Consider the following 16,526-nt stretch of genomic DNA (forward strand, 5'->3'; position numbering starts at 1 on the left):
GTCGACGTGGGCGGCGAGATCGATGACCCAAGCGATGGCAACGTCGTCGACGTCGTGCCCTGCACAGCATTGAGCGATACACCGGCTGCAGTCGGCGCCAATTGTGTGACGTCGGGGCTGAGTAACACCGACTCCGAGCTCGTTGGATCGATCTCCAACTGCAGCGGACTCGGGGCCGATGGGTCAACGCGGTTGTCCTCGATCGGTGCCTGGACAAACGTTGACGGCACTTCCGAACTCGACTGTACGGCAGCGGCGCTCGACGGTTGCTGGTTTTGTCCTGTGATGGGATTTGGCTGCGTCGGGGTCAACGGACTGCTGGTATTGGGATTAGTCGGCGTCAGCGGGCTCGACGTATCCGTCTGAGACGGCGGCAGTGGGGTTGTCGTCTGAGTCTGAGTTTGCTGGGTTGCGTCCTGAGCGGACGCGGCTACGGGGGCAAGCGCGACGGTCAGCACGCTCACAAATGTTGCGAAAGATTTCTGCATAAACGGCGTCCTCGTGTTCCCACCCGAAATAGGAACAAGGGCGAATATTGCCCAGTTCCCAAGGGACAGCGCAGCCCCGCGGAAATCCGATGGCTGCCGTCGGCATAGGCCGATCAGCCGATGACAACTCTCATATCCGAGTGAAGGGCGCGACCAATTGGTCTTGTCGCTCACTGCCCATGAACCGCCCTCGCTTCGATGAGTTGTTATCGCGAACGGTCGACCATCGAGGGACGTGATATTTTGACGAACGATTTATCGGCATTTGCCAAGCATCCTTATCGTTTCATTGCCGATATCATTCGCGGGTATCGGTGGTCTCACTTGGCGATTCTCCTCTCCGTAATCGCCGCGGTGACGTTTTCGGTTTCGACGCAATATGGCGTCAAAAAACTCGTCGATGCGCTTTCCGATCCGACGAAACATCAAACTGTCTGGGCCGCTTTCTTTCTTCTCATTGCATTCATTGCCGCCGACAATCTGTCTTGGCGGCTTGCGGCGTGGCTGGGGCACTCGACGTTTACAGGCGTTACCGGCCGTGTCCGTCGGAAGCTTTTTCGGCACCTGACAGGGCACGCGCCAAGCTTCTTCCACGGTCGCGCACCGGGCGCTCTGACGAGTCGCATAACCGCGACTTCTAATGCGCTCTACACCACGGAAAGCATGGTGACATTCAATGCCCTGCCGCCGCTGATCGCGACGGTTGTCTCAATCATCTATTTGACGACAGTCAGCGTCGCGATGGCCCTCACTCTTACGGCCATCGTCGGCGTCGTGGTGGTGATCATGTTCTATTGGGCCGCGCGAGGGACACCGCTGCACCACGCTTATGCGCGTGAGGCTGCAAACGTTGACGGCGACATGATCGACGTCATCTCCAACATCTCCGTCGTCAAATCGTTCGGGCGCATGCGCAGCGAACATCGCCGCCTTGGCGGCGTTATCAGCCGCGAAATCCGTGCACGCAAAGACAGCCTCTACTTTCTGGAACGGCTCCGGATCTTCCACGCGCTCACGACAGCCGTTTTGACGTCGTGCGTGCTGGCGTGGTCGATCGCGCTTTGGCAGGCCGGCCGAGCAACGCCGGGCGACGTCATTCTGGTCTGCACGCTGGGTATTTCCATCCTCAGCGCGACGCGCGATCTCGCCGTGGCACTCGTCGACGTGACGCAGCATCTCGCCCGCTTTTCCGAAGCGCTACGGACGCTACTCATCCCGCACGAACTGCCGGTCTACGCGTCGGCGAAGCGTGAGGCGACGACGCACGGCACCGTCGAGTTCCGCGATGTCGGCTTCGCCTATCCGGATGGCAAAGAGGTTTTCTCGTCGCTGAACTTCAAGATCGAGCCGGGCGCGCGCGTTGGCATCGTCGGACCGTCCGGCGCCGGAAAGTCGACGATCTTTGCTCTGATGCAGCGATTCTACGATGTACAGCATGGCGCCATTCTGATCGATGGCGAGGTCAGCGCGACGCTTCCTGACGACGCCTTGCGCAAGACAATCGCTGTCGTGCCGCAGGACATCAGCCTCTTTCATCGCTCGCTTCGGGATAACATCCGCTACGGCCGGCCCGATGCGAGCGATGAAGAGGTCTTAGCCGCGGCTGAAATGGCGCGATGCCTGAGCTTCATCGAGCAACTTCCAGATGGGCTCGATACCGTTGTCGGCGATCGCGGCGCGAAGCTGTCCGGCGGCCAGCGGCAGCGGATCGCGATTGCCCGCGCCTTCCTGAAGAATGCGCCGGTGCTGCTCCTTGATGAAGCAACGTCGGCGCTCGACACGCATTCCGAAGAACTGATCCGGGAAGCGCTGACGACGCTGATGCGCGGTCGCACTGTCATCGCTATCGCGCATCGACTTTCGACGCTGCGCAACTTCGACCGCATTATCGTGATTCAAAATGGAAAGATCGTGCAGGACGGGACACCGGGGTCGCTGATCAGCAAGGCGGGGGCGTACAAATCGCTTGTCGATCTTGAAGTTCGCCGCTTGCAAACGGCAGCGGCGTAAACCGCGCACTCGGACGCCGATGTTCAGCTCAAGCCAAGACGACTTTGGCGCCGCCACGGCAATTGGTAACGTCAATCGTCACGACGCCGTGGTGGCGACGTAAGACGAAATCGGCAGAGCCTTCGCCCGCTCGAATGTTGCGCAGCTCAATTTCTCCGGCTCGAAGCGGCAAGCGCGGTGAGCGCAACGTGACGGTGCGCGATGCGCCATCGATTTCGAGGCCCATCAGCGAGCTGACCATATGGAGCATGGCACCACTGGCCCAGGCTTGCGGCGAACACGCAACGGGATAAAGAATCGGTGCGCGTCCCGGCCGACGGCGAAAGCCGCAGAACAACTCCGGCAACCGGCCTTGCGACATCTTCAGCGCGGCGTCGAGCAACCCGTCGAAAATCGGCTCGATGCGCTCCGTCTGTCCGTAGCGCGCAAAGCCAGCGCCGATCATGGCGTTGTCGTGCGGCCAGATCGAGCCGTTGTGGTAGGACATTGGGTTGTATCGCGCTTCGGTGGTCGCGATCGTGCGAATGCCCCACCCGGAAAAGAAACCTGGCGACAACATCTGCTGGACGACACTGCAGGCGCGATCGGGAGATGCTATGCCCGTGCTCAGCATATGGCCGGCGTTGCTCGAGCGGATCGCGACGCGTTTCTTGGCACCATCGAGCGCGATGGCATAGGTGCCGATTTCCGGCGACCAAAATTCCTTTTCAAATCTCTGCTGAAGCATGGCTGCTTGCGCACGAAGATTTTCTGCGAGTTCGCGATGTCCAAGAATATCCGCCATTCGCGCCGCGGCGATCTTGGCGGCATAGACGTAGCCCTGAACCTCGACGAGCGCGAGCGGGCCTTGCGCGAGCGAACCATCAGAGTTGAAGACGGAATCGTGGCTGTCTTTCCATCCCTGGTTCGCTAACCCCGCTTCGGTTTCCCGCGCGTATTCGACGAAACCGTCACCGTCGGGATCGCCCGGACCGTCGATCCATTCGAGCGCCTTCAGAATGGCCGGCCAAAGCTCATTCAGGATCTTCGTGTCGCCTGTGACGCCGACGTAAGCTCCGGCAAGGACGACGAACAGCGGCGTGGAATCGACGCTGCCATAGTAAAGGCCAAACGGAATTTCGCGCAGCGCTGCCATTTCGCCGTTTCGCATCTCGTGCAAAATTTTTCCCGGTTGCGCGTCGGCTGCTGCGTCGTGCTCGACTGCCTGATAGCGTGCGAGACGACGCAGGACGCCGCGCGCGATCGAAGGGTCGAGCCACAGCACCTGCAGCGCCGTAATGAGCGCATCGCGTCCGAACGTTGTCGAATACCAGGGCGTTCCGGCATAGGGATATGGGCCATCCTCCGTTTCCGTGACCAGAAGCCGAAGATCAGCGAGCGCGCGGGACAGCACCTGATCCAATTCCGAATTGGATACGCGTATGCTTGCGGCCTCCAGCTCGATGCGGCGCTGCGCGCGATGAGCATCGCGCAAACCTTTGACGTAGGAGCACGGCGGCTGCTTGCGATCCGTTCCGGCGCTTGCTGTTATGAAGACGCGTTTGGATTGCTTGGCCGGAATGTGCAGATGAAAGAAGGCCGAGGTCTCTTTCAGAGATGCCGGCTCGGGATCGACATGGATCGTCGTTTGCCGCACGACGTTGTCCAAGCCGGAGTAAACAAAGCGGACCGAGTTCGGCGCATCAACGACGCGCTTGACACTGCCGCGTTTCTCCCGGCGCATCCCACGCACTTCAAAAATATCCGCAAAGTCGGCATCGAAGATAAGCGACACCGGCAGCATCAAATCGACGTTGGAGTGATTGGTGAAGACCAAACGCTGACGCAGGGCCGCTTCTCGCACGTACGTCGTCCGAAAGACGTGGACGACATCCTTGTGAAGCCAGAGCGTGCCTTCGGCGAAGACGTCGGTGTTGGTCAGATCGCAGCACAGCTGCAGGTCCTTGCTGTCCAGCGTTGAACCGAGCAGCAAAGGCGAATGGCGCGCAATCAGCAGCTCAAGCCGCGACAAATACCGCGTATCATTGAAAAAGAAGCCGTCGACGTGATTGCCGAATGCGCCAACATCGCCGTGCGTATCGACGACGGCGAAAGCATCGTCATGCTTTAGCGTTTCGTGCGTGCGCGGAGAGCTATCCGCTTCCGCATGAATCCGTTCGATCTCGTTTTCATCATGATCGGACTGCCGTGATGGCGCGACTGCCATCGAACCACTCCCTTCCGAAGATATCGCGCCACTCTTACAATCGCAGACGCTCCTCAATGAGCATAGTAACGATCACATCAATTGACGAGTGTTTCCTGCCCTATTGCGACGTCGTCGCCCCGCACCGGTACCAACGCGCGATCTGTTTCCGCGAAGGCGCGGGCGTAAATATCGACGTAATTCATCGCCATCGAGGCAGCGGTGAAGCGCTCATCAAATTGTTGGCGAACGCGAACGCGGTCGAGCGCGAGAACACGCGGCAGCGCGGCTATCGCGCTTTGAACGTCTTCGACGACAAACCCCGTAACACCTTCGTCGATGACCTCGCGAACCGATCCGCGATCGAATGCCAAGATCGGCGTTCCACAGGCCATAGCCTCGATCATGACCATGCCAAAAGGTTCTGGCCAATCGATCGGGAACAGCAAAGCCGAAGCTTCGCCCAGGAATTTCGCCTTATCGCAATCACCGATCTCGCCGATGAATTGGATGTCGTCGCCCTGCAGCAGCGGCTTGATGACCTGCTCGAAATATTCGACGTCGACGGCATCGACTTTGGCGGCGACCTTCAGCGGAAAGCCGACGGCGCGGGCGATCTCGATGGCGCGATCCAAGCGTTTTTCCGGAGAAATGCGTCCAATGAACGCGAGATAGCCGCCGCGCGGATTGAACGTCGGCTGATAGAGCTCCTGTGGAATGCCATGATAGATCGTGGCGGCGAAGTTCGCATAAGGGATCGGTGCGCGCTGCGAATCCGAAATCGATATGAGCGGCATTTCCGGAAATGCGCGATAGAGCAATTGCAGGTCGGGCAGATCCTGGCGACCGTGCAAGGTCGTGATCGTTTTGTCGGCGATAGAACGAAAGAGCGGAAACTGAAATTGATCGATATGAAAGTGGATGACGTCGAAACGGGACGCCAGTCGGCGAACCTTATCTATCATCATCATGTAATAGGGCAGCGGATCCCTAACGTTAGGATCAGAACGGAGCGCAACATCGCAACACGGGATGAGGTTGGCCGCCGTAACGGAATCGCCACTGGCGAAAAGCGTGACGTCATGACCTTGCGCCACGAGCTCTTCCGTTAAATACGAAGCAATACGTTCGGTTCCGCCATAAAGCTTCGGCGGAACGCTTTCGATAAGGGGAGCGACTTGCGCAATTTTCATTGATTTCGGCCCTTGTCTCGATCCGGAAGTTGAACGCAGCCCCACGGCTATCGTTCCCCTGTTCCCCGTGCGACTCGATGTTCGAAAAAGTGTTCAGAACCGGTTCAGGGCCATCGCCGCACACATCGCACATTCGTTGGCCGAGTTCCGTGCTCGTCAAAGCAGACGGCGGCGAGCCAGCGAAGATTGCGGAAGGCGGCATTGCTCAAATGATGCGATAGTCATGACGTTGCCATGGTTTCAGATTGAAGAGAGCACACCATTCCGATTGAGGAGCTGTAATGAGAATAGGAAAACTTGCGGGGGCCTTTGCCGTCTTCCTGACGCTGGGCACCGCGGCTGCTGAGGCCTCGCCAGGCTACTCCACGGCAAACGTCAACATGCGGACCGGGCCGGACACGGAATTTCCGAGCGTCGGCGTCATTCCGGAAGGTGCGCCCGTCGACGTCCGCGGTTGTCTGCGCGATGAATCGTGGTGCGATGTGATCTGGGGTCCCAATCGCGGCTGGGTCTACAGCGAGTACCTCGGCTTCGACTACCGCGGACAGACGACGCTCTTGCCGGATGTCGGCGTGGCAGCGTTCGGCATTCCCGTCGTGGCATTCGTAGCGTCGGACTATTGGAACCGCTATTACGTCGGCCGCCCATGGTACGCTGACAGAGCACGGTGGTTTGGATTCCGGGTCCACGGGCGTCCCGGCTGGCGCGCACCACCTCCGGGTCCCCGTCACGCCGGTTGGTGGCGTTCCGGCTATCGCGCTCCGGGTGGCATGAAGCCGCCGCCGGGTGCAGGCTGGCACCGTCCGCCGGGAAACTGGGGTAATGGACCGCGTCACGACGGCCCTCGCAATGACGGCCCCCGGCACGATGATCGCCGCCATGATGATCGTCGGCCCGACGATCGCCGCTAACGCCCATCATCAGAAGAAAACAAAATCACTTGGAAGATTATCTCTTCCGAGTGATTTTTTTTTGATACTGCCGAGACAGCTAGTACTTGCGCAGGTTCCGATTTCTCGCCGTCGGATCGATGAAGTTCGGATCGTACTCACGTCGAATCGGCTTCGGATACGTCGATTTCGTCGACGACGTCGCGGAACCGGAGAGACCTGCACCGGGCAGACTCGACGGTGGAACTCTGACCATCGCGGGATTCGTATCCGACTGTCTTTGATTGAAACGCATCTGCGCACATGCCGGTCCGGCAAGCGCGCAGATTACCGAAAAGAATAAAATCGCTCGTTTCACGTCGTTCCCCTCCACCCCTTGCTGCGGCTGTTTACTTGGGTACTAGATTTCCCCGTTCTCGGAGAGCCGCGATTCACTCGGGGAGGACTTCTGGTCGGGAATGTGGCTCAGACGTGGCGATTGCCAGGCTGCCGGGAATAGTACCCCTTCTATCGCTCCAATAAACGTCGGTCTGAGAAGAAATTCGGCCTTTCTGTTGCCGCGCTTGCATTCCCAAATGCTGGGCGGGGAGCATGGGGACGAACGATGACGCCCATTGCATCTAGGTTATTGCTGACAATTGCCTTCGCGGGCTGTCAGGCCGCCCAGGCACTGGCCGACGACGCCCTTCCCCTGACGTCGTTCGACACTGCGCTCCCTGCTTTCGTGCCGAATTCAGGACGCGGAAATTTCACCACGGCGCTCAACGACAATCGCGCGTCGGCGACAGCGGCGCGGCGCGCTGCCGAAGCCTTAAGCGCGAAGTTTACCGACATCACGACAAATTCGATCGCGAAAGACGATTCGCCTCCGACAACCACGCCCGCTCCGGCAGCAAAGCCAACGCCCCCTGCGTCTGTCCAGGCACACGCGCCTGTGGCGGCTGTCGATCCGCCCCACATCGTCACTACGAACAGCTCGCGATCCTTCGTGCTCGCATCACGACAGGCCGACGGCAACAGCAAAGCGCGCGCATCATCACGACGGCGCTTGACGACAAATGAAAAACGACATCGAGTCCCGCGTGGCGTCGCCATGCAAACGGACGAAACAGGCAAGGGAACTGCAGACGGTCAGAAGGGATCGGGAAAAGATCTCGCGGCGATCGGCACGAAAGTCGGCTTCCTCGACCTACTGACCAATCCGTCCCTGTGGCCATCGCCTTTTGGACCGAAGCCGTGATCAGGGATCCGCGCGGGGCGGCGCGGGACGCGGATGTCTGACGCGCCGAAGACGGCCTGATGCAGTTTGCGGGCGTCGCGCTCGCCACGATCTGCGAGCGAGAAAACGCGCTCGACAATGTCGTCAGTTGCGAGATCGGGGCGACGCGTTCGTGCCTGAGCCAGAATATCGTTCAAGATGCGAACGAGAGATTTCAACTCATCCGAGCTGTAACAGCCGTGCATGCGAAAACTTCCAAAGCCCGTTTTGCTCGCCGAATCATCCCGGAAAGCGTCTTTCGAGCGCTGTTCCACGACCGGCTCCGTCACACAAAACGCGAATGGATAACCGCGGTTCCGTTGCCAGCGATAACGATGATTTCATTTGGCCCGGCGGGACCGCCCCCGAGTCCGCCGCGTAACACTTGTGGCGGCAACCGGCGTCCTATGGCCGCAATGGGTGGTGAAATTGTGCATGCGCTAAAGACGAAGGCGCCCAATGCGTGCCAGCATGGAGTCGGTCTGAACTTCTGTGGCTGATGCGGAAGGTGAGCAGATGGGAAATCTGGTTCTTCTAAGTGGTGAACGCGCAAAGAAAGAGTTGGAGGAAAAGCAACGGCTGATTGTCGGACTCAAAGAGCTGCTTGCCCGCGCTGAGTGCGGAGAGCTTAAGGCAATCTGCTATGCGAGCGTCGATGCGGACGGTCAGAACGTCACGCTGGGCATTCTGCAAGACGACAAGACGGGCCTTCACGAGCTGATCGGCCTATCGCAGATGCTGAGCGACGCGATCCTGCAAAGCGCGCGCGACTAAAGCGGTCGATCGACGACCCACGTACGGTCCGGCTCTTCATCGGGCCGACGTCACATGACGAAAGAAAGTTGCCGATGTTTCGGCAACGATATGAATGCTCGTTCCATTCGAGATTAAAACAGGTGCGAGGCTTCAGCCGCGCACCTGTTTTTGTAGCTTAGCTGACGTGCTTCTTGGCCGGCTTCTTGGAAGCGACGTGCTTCTTCGTGTGCTTCGAGGCAACGTGCTTCTTCGTCGTCTTTTTGGAGGCGACATGCTTCTTCGCGGTGTGCTTCGTCGCGACGTGCTTGTGCACAACGTGTTTCGTGGCGACATGCTTCGTGGCGTGATGATGATGGTGGACCGGCTTCGTGGCTTCTGCCGCATTGGCAACGCCAGCACCGAGCATCGTGGCAACAGCGGCGACTGCCGCGATCAGGGTCTTGTTCATCGTGGGCTCCATAGGATTTGCAACGTCTGCTGACATTGCCTGATGCCCTCTGGTACCCTGTTCTTGCTGTCATCAAGATGAACAAAACAATGGATTCGCTATACGTTTTCGTAAGGAGCCCGACTGCCGGTGGCCAGCTCGCGCGCTTTTGGTTGTAGCTCGGCGCATAGCGAATTTTGCGCATGTGGACTTGACCGCGGTGACCCAAATCAGATTGCTTAACACACGCCGACAGCAGCGCGTGTGCTGAGTAGTTGTTGCCCCTGGATCTACAGGGTCAACCTCTACCCCGGAGGTGTCATCGGCAGCAGACAGAACCGCGCCGTCCCCAAATGGTTCTGTCCATTGAGCGACAAGCTCAAGAAGAGAGCGGTTTCCAATGCCGCTCTCTTCTGCATTTTCAGGGGCATTTTCGACTTTTCGGAACCCACCGCCGACATGAGCCGTTACGCTCTCCATAGACGTATGGAGGACGTACTCATGACGATTGATCATGATCACGATTTCATTGACGTCGCCGACGAAGCTGATGCGCGCCGGGCGGCGCGGATCGTGTCGCTGATTGGCCTGCTGGGCGTGCTGGTTCTCGGCGTCGGGCTGATTTCGTTGTTGATGTATGGGCGCATATTGACGGACAGCGGCGTCACCGAGCTGACCGCGCGACCGGCCATAACTGTGCCGCAGGCACCCTCAGTTCCTCAGCCTCATGCGCACTGACAGCAATCGCAAGAGAGATTGGCAGGGAGATTGGCCATGGCCTTCTGGCATGAAAACAGGACGCTCGATGACTTGGTGCGGACCAGCGATCGTACGCTCAATGTGCTGGTGATCGTGCTACTGGCCGCTTTTGCGCTCGGTTCCGGCGCCTATTACTACGGCCAGATGAATCCTCGGGTCGAGACATCGGCCACGGGCATCGGCTCAGATGCGCCTCCTCCTGCCAGTCAGCCGAGATAGCGGAATAGGAAACATCGTCTCGTTTTGATTCGCGTATTCGCGACGCGGAAACCGTCGCGCATAAATAACTGGGGCGCTTGGACACTCTATAGGCCGACGGCAATATCTTTCGCCGACACTTCCGACGAGATCTGCCTTCCAATCGGAGAGATGTCGTGAAGAAAATCGCAATCGTTGCCGCTACAGCGTGCCTTCTCGCTGCAGATGCGGCAGCGGCTGGTCCGTTCGCTCTTGGCGGGCTTGCGCATCCGGGATTGGCTCAGAAAACCCATTGGATCCGCAAGAGCTGGCGCGGCTATAGCGGACCGCCGTACGGCATCGAATATTCCCGCGCCTATAGCTACGCCTTCAACTCGAGCTACTACGAATCCGGCTACGCTGGCTGCAGAGGCGTACAGCACATGTGCGCCAGTCGGTGGGGATGGGTCGGACACGCCTATCGCCGCTGCCTTTCTAATCACCGTTGGTGCTAATGCCGCCGACGGTATGGTCCGGCATTTCGCCGCCGAACCCGACCTAACAAGCCCGCAAAATCAAACCGCCTTATCGTCTCCAACGTCATAACATCCTCACGCCGCGACGCGCATTTGCGCGATTTTGCGGCCGTCAAGGCTTATGTTTTGAAATAAATTGTGTGTTGCGATAGCGGCACCCCTGTGGTGGGATTGGGGCGGAAAGTTTGAGCGGACCTCGGGGGTTCTCTCTTAAAAATTGCAGTGGCGACAGTTGCGTTTCGTATGCGCTCGGCTGAAGGGCCGGGCGGTAGTGGGATAGCTGTTGCCGATCGAAAAGATGGGACAAGAGCGATGACTGTTACCCGCCAGTCCGAGGACAAAATCAACGCGCGCGAAGAGGGATTGCTCCCTTTGTGCATCCTTGGATTTATCGCCGTCACGGTTGTGATCGGGTGGCGCCTGTTCGATCACGAGAGGCCGAACATGCCCCGTGCAACTGTGATGATGGACGCTGGCACGCCCCGCGGATAGGCGTTCTTAGCGAAAGGCCGATTGGCCTCAAGGATGGTCGCCGTCGTAATGGGCGACATCCGTGTACATGATATAGCGGCCAGCAACGAAGCCGATTGCGATCAAAATACAAGCGACGGTAAGGATCTTGACGTGGCGATGCATGGTGCCTCGTGCTGGGCGTTGGCGTTGAACGGCCGACCGTAGCAGATCCCTCGCCTTTTTGTCTTAAGGCTTTCTTCGAGCGTGACATAGGTCGGCGACACAATTGCCGCTGCCGTGGCGCACCATTTCAGGCTTCGGAAAACACGCGGGACTTGATCGGGCGAATGGTGGTCGAGGAGCCGCGAATACCGGGCCTTGGGCGATAATCGGCGAAGCCCTCCAGCCGTGTGCGGCGTTCCGGATAGACGACGTCGGCCGCCTTTATCCCGAACTGGGCAAATTCCGAGGGCTGGAGGCTGTTTGCCGAGAAGACGACGGGCACCTTAAGGACCTTCACAGCATCGTAGAAATCAAGCGTGTCGGTCTCAACGCTGAACTCGATAATGACGGTTACCGCTTTTGCGGATCGCATGAACGCCAAGGCGGCGGAGAAGGCCTCGAACGCATAAGCGCGGCCTTTGGCAGCTTCACTCAAGCGCCCGGAAATTACGATTGCTTTGAGGTCATCCCCCACCGCTACCCCGCGTTTATCAAACTTCCTTGCTCATCAGATCCCGCGCCAGTCTAACCGGGAGGCCACGACGGCCAATTCACGATCCGCACAGTTAAGCAAATAACTGTGGGCCGATTGTGGATAGATCGGCCATGAACCCGCTCCGCACCCGAAAACTGCGGGCGTCTTGTGGAACGCGCGACGTGCGTGCCCTCGCAATCTCAGTATTTGGCTCACATTGAACGGCGACCAGAGACGCCGCTATTGTTCGCATGCGCAGCAAACACGCTCGCTACCGCGAAAAACAACTCGGCGTTTTGCTGGCGCTTTCGACAGTATTCACAATGCGTGGGAACGAGGCATACTGATTGCACGTTGGGTAGAAAGGCCGCCGACGTGTGAGCTGTGCGTCATGTTTCGAGACAATGTAATCTGGGTCGATTTTCGCCTGTCAAAAGACATTCGTGCCAGACAGGTCCTGTCGTTCGCCGAGCGTATGAAGGCAAGCTCGGATCAGACGCAGCAATATCTGCAAATATCACAAAGCGCTCTCGACGTTATTCGGATGATGTTGGAACGCGACCCGCACACGCCGCGGCGGTCGTGATTTAGGATGCCTGCGGATTATTCGATCCAAAGCGGCATTTCACGGGTAACGTTGGACTTCGGTAACGATCAGCGGCCGATCAATGGAGGCGAAAATGGCTCTGTGGGCAGATCCGCATTCTTCCAAAGCCGAAACGCGCATTCCGGATCGGCAAAGCGACGACGACGCATTTGAAAGTGCGAACAACGTCGGCTCAAGCTTGCCGATGATGCTCTTGGGGGCTGCATTCGGTGTGGCGCTGCTCGGCGTAATTATTCGGCTGGGATATCCCGGCACGGTGACGACCGTGGCAGACCAGACATTGGATCGCCCGGTGTCGAGCGCTCCGAACGCAGCCGGCTTACGGTCAGCGCATTAGATCCGGACGAGAAAGCCAAAACGGCCTTCCGCGCGTTTTCCTCACCGAAACGGCGCGAGATCGCCGTGAAAAAATTGCGAGAAGTGATTGGTTGCGGGGGCTGGATTTGAACCAACGACCTTCAGGTTATGAGCCTGACGAGCTACCGGGCTGCTCCACCCCGCGTCACCAAAAAACGCAAGGTCTTCAAGACATATGCGCTTTGCCGGATAAACAATGCCGCTCGTTGGAGCGGCAGGAGGGCCGTATAGCACAAAAAAAACGTCTGGGAACCCCCAACGTCGAAATTCTTCGGCATCCTGTTGAGAAGGCCCGAATTACGGGCCTCGCGCGCACCTGCGCCAATCGCTCAATGATGGCACAGGCTTGTTGAGCCGCCGGCTGACGAGGCTCAGGGGAAGTGCTGAAGCCGCAGCGTGTTGACCGTCAGACCCGATTGGTCGAGCGCCTGGGCGATGAGGTACGTCGGCGTATCCCGACGCTTCGGCTGGTAGCTGGCGGGCTGCACACTGGCTGCCTGCCGATGCGTCGCGCGGTGTGCCGTCCGACTGGACTTTGCGGATCTAACCGCCTTCGCCTGATGATGGTGACGCTGGCGATGCTCCATCGCGCGTCCGAGATTGCCTCCCAATCCCATATAGCCCGTCGACCAGCCCCCGGTTAGGGCCAAGGAAGCGGCGTCGCTGAGGCTCTGCGCGATACCAGCCTGAGCGCCTGAAAGCGAAAGCGCGGCGGACAAGACGAGAGTGGGGAAAAGCCGGGGTATCTTCACGGGTTCAATCCGATATGAAAGAGATGTCCATTGATTTCGAGTCCGCAGTGTTTCGGTTAACAAAAGATTAATTTCAATTCATTTCAATACAATTGGGCGACAAATTTTCATTTTTTTGATTCAGCCATTATTCTCGGCTCCATTTCGCTCTAACCCACAATCTGAGATTCCAGGTGCGTTCCCCCTCCCGTTATAGTTTTTGCAATTCTGGGCACAAACGGATTACCGGCTGCGATTGGCCACAAAGAAAATCAGCAGCAATATAATTCCGATTGCGGTGCCCGTTGCGGCCGTCGTCGACCAACCGCCCCAATGCAATGTAATTGTTCCGAGCACTGATCCGATAGCGCCGCCAATGAAATTGATCGTCATATAAATCGCATTTACGCGGCCGCGTACTTCTTGGGGCACCGAAAAAATGATGCGCTGGCTCGTGATTTGATTGGTCTGAATAGCAGCATCAAAAAAAATCGTGACTACGACAAGGGCTGCGAGCCATTGCCAAGCGACCGCCAAATCCGCCACGTAACAGGTGAGAGCAAGCACCGACATGGCGCCGATCGTCATGATGCGCGTATAGCCGCGGTCGGCAAAGCGCCCCGCAATCGGCGCAGCCAACGCACCGCCGGCACCTGCCAATGCAAAAAGCGCGATGCTCTGCTGGCTCATACCGAATTGATCGGCGAGCATGATCGGGGCTGCCGTCCAGAACATGTTGAATGCAGTGAACATCAGCGCTTGATACAACGCCCGCTCGCGCAGGATCGGCATGCTGCGAAACAAGCCGACCATCGACTGCAGAATATGGAAATAATGCTTGCCGGTTGCCGGGCGATGGCTCGGCATTATTCGAAATAGCGTCGAACCGATCGCGATCATCAATATCGCCGAAAACCAAAAGACTGCGCGCCAACCGAAATGCGCCGAAATGAAAAGCGCGGCCGGGCGCGCCAGCATGATGCCGGTCAAAACGCCGGCCATCACATTGCCGACGATGCGGCCTCGCTTGGCCTCGGGAACGAGATGGGCGATGAATGGCAGGAGAACTTGCGCTGCCGTCGAGCACACTCCGACAATGAACGACGCCACAAAGAACGGAAGCGCGGATTCTGACGTGGCCGCGCCGACAAGACCTACCGTTGTCAAAGTCAGAAGCGTCAGGACCAGGCGCTTGTTCTCGACGAGATCGGCCAGCGAGACGAGCAGAAACAAGCCAACGCCGTACCCGATCTGAGTGATACTCGAGATCGAACCCGCAAGATCGGGCGTAATGTGGATCTCTTTGCCGATCTCTGCGATCAACGGCTGCGCATAATAGAGATTGGCGACGAGCGCTCCGGCAGCAATCGCAAATATCGTGATGAGCGTAGCCGAAGGCTCGGCGGTGCGCTTGTCTTTCGTCTGGACGTTCAAAGGACAACTCGCTGATATCAGATTTCAATGACGATTCAGCCCACGCATCGTTCCTTGCAAACGACATCCGGCTTATCCGGAATTTGCGTCCAGAGCTTCGTGAGAGGCGGTGCATGGCGACAATTTCTCGCCGCACGGGCTGGGCGGCGAACAGATAGTCGAGCGGGCCCGCTTAAACAATGTGACGAATTCCGCCTCGGCGGGGAGATAAGCCAAAATATCTTCGCGTCGCGCTTGAAGCAGCGCACGATATTATGCCCAATAATTCGAATACGGCATTCGGTTTGCGCCGCATTCTCCTGACGGTGAATATCCTCCACCTAGGAGGAGCCAACCGTTTGACCCGGAATCTCCGCCGCAGTAGACACTGCCACATCACAGGCGGATGCAATCGGCAATCGGCTTATAACAATTACCCGGGTGATTTAAAACGGCCGGACGCGGCTTCGGCGTCAGTTATTGCTTTTCACGGCAGCATCATAAAAGGACGAACATGCAGACAAAAGCCTATGCCGCGGCGGCAGCAAAGGCGCCGCTTGGGCCTATTACGATCGACCGCAGGAATCCCGGACCAAAGGACGTTGTGATCGACATTCTCTTTTGCGGGGTTTGTCATTCCGATCTTCACACCGCACGCGGCGAATGGCCCGGCATTCTTTATCCCTGCGTTCCGGGCCACGAAATCGTCGGCCGCATCACGGCCGTCGGTAAGGACGTGACCAAGTTCAAAGAGGGCGATGTCGCCGCCGTCGGCTGTATGGTCGATAGCTGCCGAACCTGCGACTCCTGCGAGCACGATCTGGAGCAATACTGCGAGGGCCCGCACAGCTTCACCGGCACCTATAACGGCGCGGCGAAGGGCGGACTGCCCAATACGTTCGGCGGCTATTCAAAGCAGATCGTGGTCGATGAGCACTTCGTACTACAGGTCCGGCACAAAGAAGATCAGCTTGCGGCCGCGGCGCCGTTGCTTTGCGCGGGCATCACAACGTGGTCGCCGCTGAAGCATTGGAACGTAGGGCCTGGCAAGAAGGTCGGCATCGTCGGCATTGGCGGGCTGGGCCACATGGGTGTCAAGCTCGCTCACGCACTCGGCGCGCATGTCGTGGCCTTTACGACGTCGGACTCGAAGCGGCAGGCCGCGCTCGATCTCGGCGCAGATGAGGTCGTCGTATCGAAGAACGCCGACGAAATGGCAGCGCATGCCGGCACGTTCGATTTCATCCTGAATACGGTGGCCGCGTCGCATAACCTCGACGCTTTCACCAATCTGCTCAAGCGGGACGGCGCGCTGACTCTCGTGGGCGTTCCTGAGCATCCGCATCCCTCGCCATCAGTATTTCCTCTTATCTTCGGCCGGAAGTCGATTGCCGGTTCGTTGATCGGTGGCATCGCCGAAACGCAGGAGATGCTCGATTTCTGCGCCGAGCGTGGCATCACCTCGGATGTAGAGATGATCTCGATGAAGGACATCGATCACGCTTACGATCGTATGCTCAAGAGCGATGTCAAATATCGCTTCGTCATCGACATGGCGACGTTCGAGTGACGCACATGGCGCCGGCCGG

18 protein-coding genes and 1 tRNA gene are annotated in these 16,526 nt (G+C 58.3%); 11 read left to right on the top strand and 8 right to left on the bottom strand.

Features of this window, described 5'->3' with window-relative positions:
* Positions 1-6 precede the first annotated feature (6 nt).
* Both RLW41_RS07520 and RLW41_RS07525 read left to right on the top strand, forming a co-directional pair.
* A complete protein-coding gene (locus tag RLW41_RS07520) occupies positions 7-366 on the top strand; it encodes a hypothetical protein (protein ID WP_409561260.1) in 360 nt (119 codons plus the stop codon).
* Between the two features lie 320 nt (positions 367-686).
* The gene (locus RLW41_RS07525) at positions 687-2,498 is read left to right on the top strand and encodes an ABC transporter ATP-binding protein (protein ID WP_414464095.1); all 1,812 of its coding nucleotides are present in this window, start codon (positions 687-689) and stop codon (positions 2,496-2,498) included.
* A 28-nt stretch (positions 2,499-2,526) separates the two neighbouring features.
* Here RLW41_RS07525 and RLW41_RS07530 read toward each other — a convergent pair whose 3' ends face one another.
* Both RLW41_RS07530 and RLW41_RS07535 read right to left on the bottom strand, forming a co-directional pair.
* Complete coding sequence (locus tag RLW41_RS07530; RefSeq protein WP_409561262.1) at positions 2,527-4,704, bottom strand: glycogen debranching N-terminal domain-containing protein; 2,178 nt, start codon at positions 4,702-4,704, stop codon at positions 2,527-2,529.
* 77 nt (positions 4,705-4,781) lie between these two features.
* Entirely contained in the window at positions 4,782-5,876 is a 1,095-nt protein-coding gene (locus tag RLW41_RS07535; protein WP_414464096.1) for a glycosyltransferase family 4 protein, read from the bottom strand.
* Between the two features lie 281 nt (positions 5,877-6,157).
* Between RLW41_RS07535 and RLW41_RS07540 the strand changes: the two genes are divergently transcribed.
* Positions 6,158-6,787 (top strand): SH3 domain-containing protein, encoded by a 630-nt coding sequence (locus RLW41_RS07540; RefSeq protein ID WP_409561264.1) that lies wholly within the window; start codon positions 6,158-6,160, stop codon positions 6,785-6,787.
* A 79-nt stretch (positions 6,788-6,866) separates the two neighbouring features.
* On the opposite strand, the gene RLW41_RS07545 is transcribed toward RLW41_RS07540, so the two are convergent.
* Entirely contained in the window at positions 6,867-7,022 is a 156-nt protein-coding gene (locus tag RLW41_RS07545; protein ID WP_414464097.1) for a hypothetical protein, read from the bottom strand.
* A 348-nt stretch (positions 7,023-7,370) separates the two neighbouring features.
* Between RLW41_RS07545 and RLW41_RS07550 the strand changes: the two genes are divergently transcribed.
* The 3 genes from RLW41_RS07550 to RLW41_RS07560 are packed head-to-tail and all read left to right on the top strand — an operon-like array spanning position 7,371 to position 8,798.
* Positions 7,371-8,006, top strand: coding sequence for a hypothetical protein (locus RLW41_RS07550; RefSeq protein ID WP_414464098.1), 636 nt, complete (start codon positions 7,371-7,373; stop codon positions 8,004-8,006).
* Positions 8,007-8,065: 59 nt separating this feature from the next.
* A complete protein-coding gene (locus RLW41_RS07555) occupies positions 8,066-8,524 on the top strand; it encodes a hypothetical protein (RefSeq protein WP_414464099.1) in 459 nt (152 codons plus the stop codon).
* Positions 8,525-8,540: 16 nt separating this feature from the next.
* The gene (locus RLW41_RS07560; protein ID WP_013949821.1) at positions 8,541-8,798 is read left to right on the top strand and encodes a hypothetical protein; all 258 of its coding nucleotides are present in this window, start codon (positions 8,541-8,543) and stop codon (positions 8,796-8,798) included.
* 157 nt (positions 8,799-8,955) lie between these two features.
* Here RLW41_RS07560 and RLW41_RS07565 read toward each other — a convergent pair whose 3' ends face one another.
* Complete coding sequence (locus RLW41_RS07565) at positions 8,956-9,228, bottom strand: hypothetical protein (RefSeq protein ID WP_414464100.1); 273 nt, start codon at positions 9,226-9,228, stop codon at positions 8,956-8,958.
* Between the two features lie 345 nt (positions 9,229-9,573).
* Here RLW41_RS07565 and RLW41_RS07570 point away from each other — a divergent pair, with 345 nt between their 5' ends.
* The 3 genes from RLW41_RS07570 to RLW41_RS07580 all read left to right on the top strand — a co-directional run bounded on the left by RLW41_RS07570 (position 9,574) and on the right by RLW41_RS07580 (position 10,658).
* Positions 9,574-9,945, top strand: coding sequence for a hypothetical protein (locus RLW41_RS07570; RefSeq protein ID WP_414464101.1), 372 nt, complete (start codon positions 9,574-9,576; stop codon positions 9,943-9,945).
* Positions 9,946-9,981: 36 nt separating this feature from the next.
* Positions 9,982-10,185: a hypothetical protein gene (locus RLW41_RS07575; RefSeq protein ID WP_409561268.1), complete on the top strand. Its 204-nt coding sequence runs from the start codon at positions 9,982-9,984 to the stop codon at positions 10,183-10,185.
* A 155-nt stretch (positions 10,186-10,340) separates the two neighbouring features.
* Positions 10,341-10,658 carry a hypothetical protein gene (locus tag RLW41_RS07580; RefSeq protein ID WP_414464102.1) on the top strand — a complete coding sequence of 106 codons (318 nt, stop codon included), beginning with the start codon at positions 10,341-10,343 and terminating at the stop codon, positions 10,656-10,658.
* A 784-nt stretch (positions 10,659-11,442) separates the two neighbouring features.
* On the opposite strand, the gene RLW41_RS07585 is transcribed toward RLW41_RS07580, so the two are convergent.
* Entirely contained in the window at positions 11,443-11,829 is a 387-nt protein-coding gene (locus RLW41_RS07585) for a hypothetical protein (protein ID WP_414464103.1), read from the bottom strand.
* A 680-nt stretch (positions 11,830-12,509) separates the two neighbouring features.
* Here RLW41_RS07585 and RLW41_RS07590 point away from each other — a divergent pair.
* Positions 12,510-12,773 carry a hypothetical protein gene (locus RLW41_RS07590; RefSeq protein ID WP_414464104.1) on the top strand — a complete coding sequence of 88 codons (264 nt, stop codon included), beginning with the start codon at positions 12,510-12,512 and terminating at the stop codon, positions 12,771-12,773.
* An 88-nt stretch (positions 12,774-12,861) separates the two neighbouring features.
* Here the strand turns inward: RLW41_RS07590 and RLW41_RS07595 are convergent.
* The 3 genes from RLW41_RS07595 to RLW41_RS07605 form a co-directional block, all read right to left on the bottom strand.
* Positions 12,862-12,938 (bottom strand) — tRNA-Met (locus RLW41_RS07595).
* Between the two features lie 226 nt (positions 12,939-13,164).
* Positions 13,165-13,545: a hypothetical protein gene (locus RLW41_RS07600; RefSeq protein WP_414464105.1), complete on the bottom strand. Its 381-nt coding sequence runs from the start codon at positions 13,543-13,545 to the stop codon at positions 13,165-13,167.
* 222 nt (positions 13,546-13,767) lie between these two features.
* Positions 13,768-14,958, bottom strand: coding sequence for an MFS transporter (locus RLW41_RS07605; protein ID WP_414464106.1), 1,191 nt, complete (start codon positions 14,956-14,958; stop codon positions 13,768-13,770).
* 493 nt (positions 14,959-15,451) lie between these two features.
* Between RLW41_RS07605 and RLW41_RS07610 the strand changes: the two genes are divergently transcribed.
* Positions 15,452-16,507 carry an NAD(P)-dependent alcohol dehydrogenase gene (locus RLW41_RS07610; RefSeq protein ID WP_409561274.1) on the top strand — a complete coding sequence of 352 codons (1,056 nt, stop codon included), beginning with the start codon at positions 15,452-15,454 and terminating at the stop codon, positions 16,505-16,507.
* The last annotated feature ends 19 nt before the right edge of the window (positions 16,508-16,526 follow it).

It is taken from the genome of Hyphomicrobium sp. DY-1 (genome assembly GCF_047497105.1).
GTDB lineage: Bacteria > Pseudomonadota > Alphaproteobacteria > Rhizobiales > Hyphomicrobiaceae > Hyphomicrobium_B.

Bases quoted from the DNA above. Each gene is read 5' to 3' on its own strand.
- RLW41_RS07525 (WP_414464095.1), top strand. From the start codon at position 687: ATGAGTTGTTATCGCGAACGGTCGACCATCGAGGGACGTGATATTTTG.
- RLW41_RS07530 (WP_409561262.1), bottom strand. From the start codon at position 4,704: ATGGCAGTCGCGCCATCACGGCAGTCCGATCATGATGAAAACGAGATC.
- RLW41_RS07535 (WP_414464096.1), bottom strand. From the start codon at position 5,876: ATGAAAATTGCGCAAGTCGCTCCCCTTATCGAAAGCGTTCCGCCGAAG.
- RLW41_RS07540 (WP_409561264.1), top strand. From the start codon at position 6,158: ATGAGAATAGGAAAACTTGCGGGGGCCTTTGCCGTCTTCCTGACGCTG.
- RLW41_RS07545 (WP_414464097.1), bottom strand. From the start codon at position 7,022: ATGGTCAGAGTTCCACCGTCGAGTCTGCCCGGTGCAGGTCTCTCCGGT.
- RLW41_RS07550 (WP_414464098.1), top strand. From the start codon at position 7,371: ATGACGCCCATTGCATCTAGGTTATTGCTGACAATTGCCTTCGCGGGC.
- RLW41_RS07555 (WP_414464099.1), top strand. From the start codon at position 8,066: ATGCAGTTTGCGGGCGTCGCGCTCGCCACGATCTGCGAGCGAGAAAAC.
- RLW41_RS07560 (WP_013949821.1), top strand. From the start codon at position 8,541: ATGGGAAATCTGGTTCTTCTAAGTGGTGAACGCGCAAAGAAAGAGTTG.
- RLW41_RS07565 (WP_414464100.1), bottom strand. From the start codon at position 9,228: ATGAACAAGACCCTGATCGCGGCAGTCGCCGCTGTTGCCACGATGCTC.
- RLW41_RS07575 (WP_409561268.1), top strand. From the start codon at position 9,982: ATGGCCTTCTGGCATGAAAACAGGACGCTCGATGACTTGGTGCGGACC.
- RLW41_RS07590 (WP_414464104.1), top strand. From the start codon at position 12,510: ATGGCTCTGTGGGCAGATCCGCATTCTTCCAAAGCCGAAACGCGCATT.
- RLW41_RS07610 (WP_409561274.1), top strand. From the start codon at position 15,452: ATGCAGACAAAAGCCTATGCCGCGGCGGCAGCAAAGGCGCCGCTTGGG.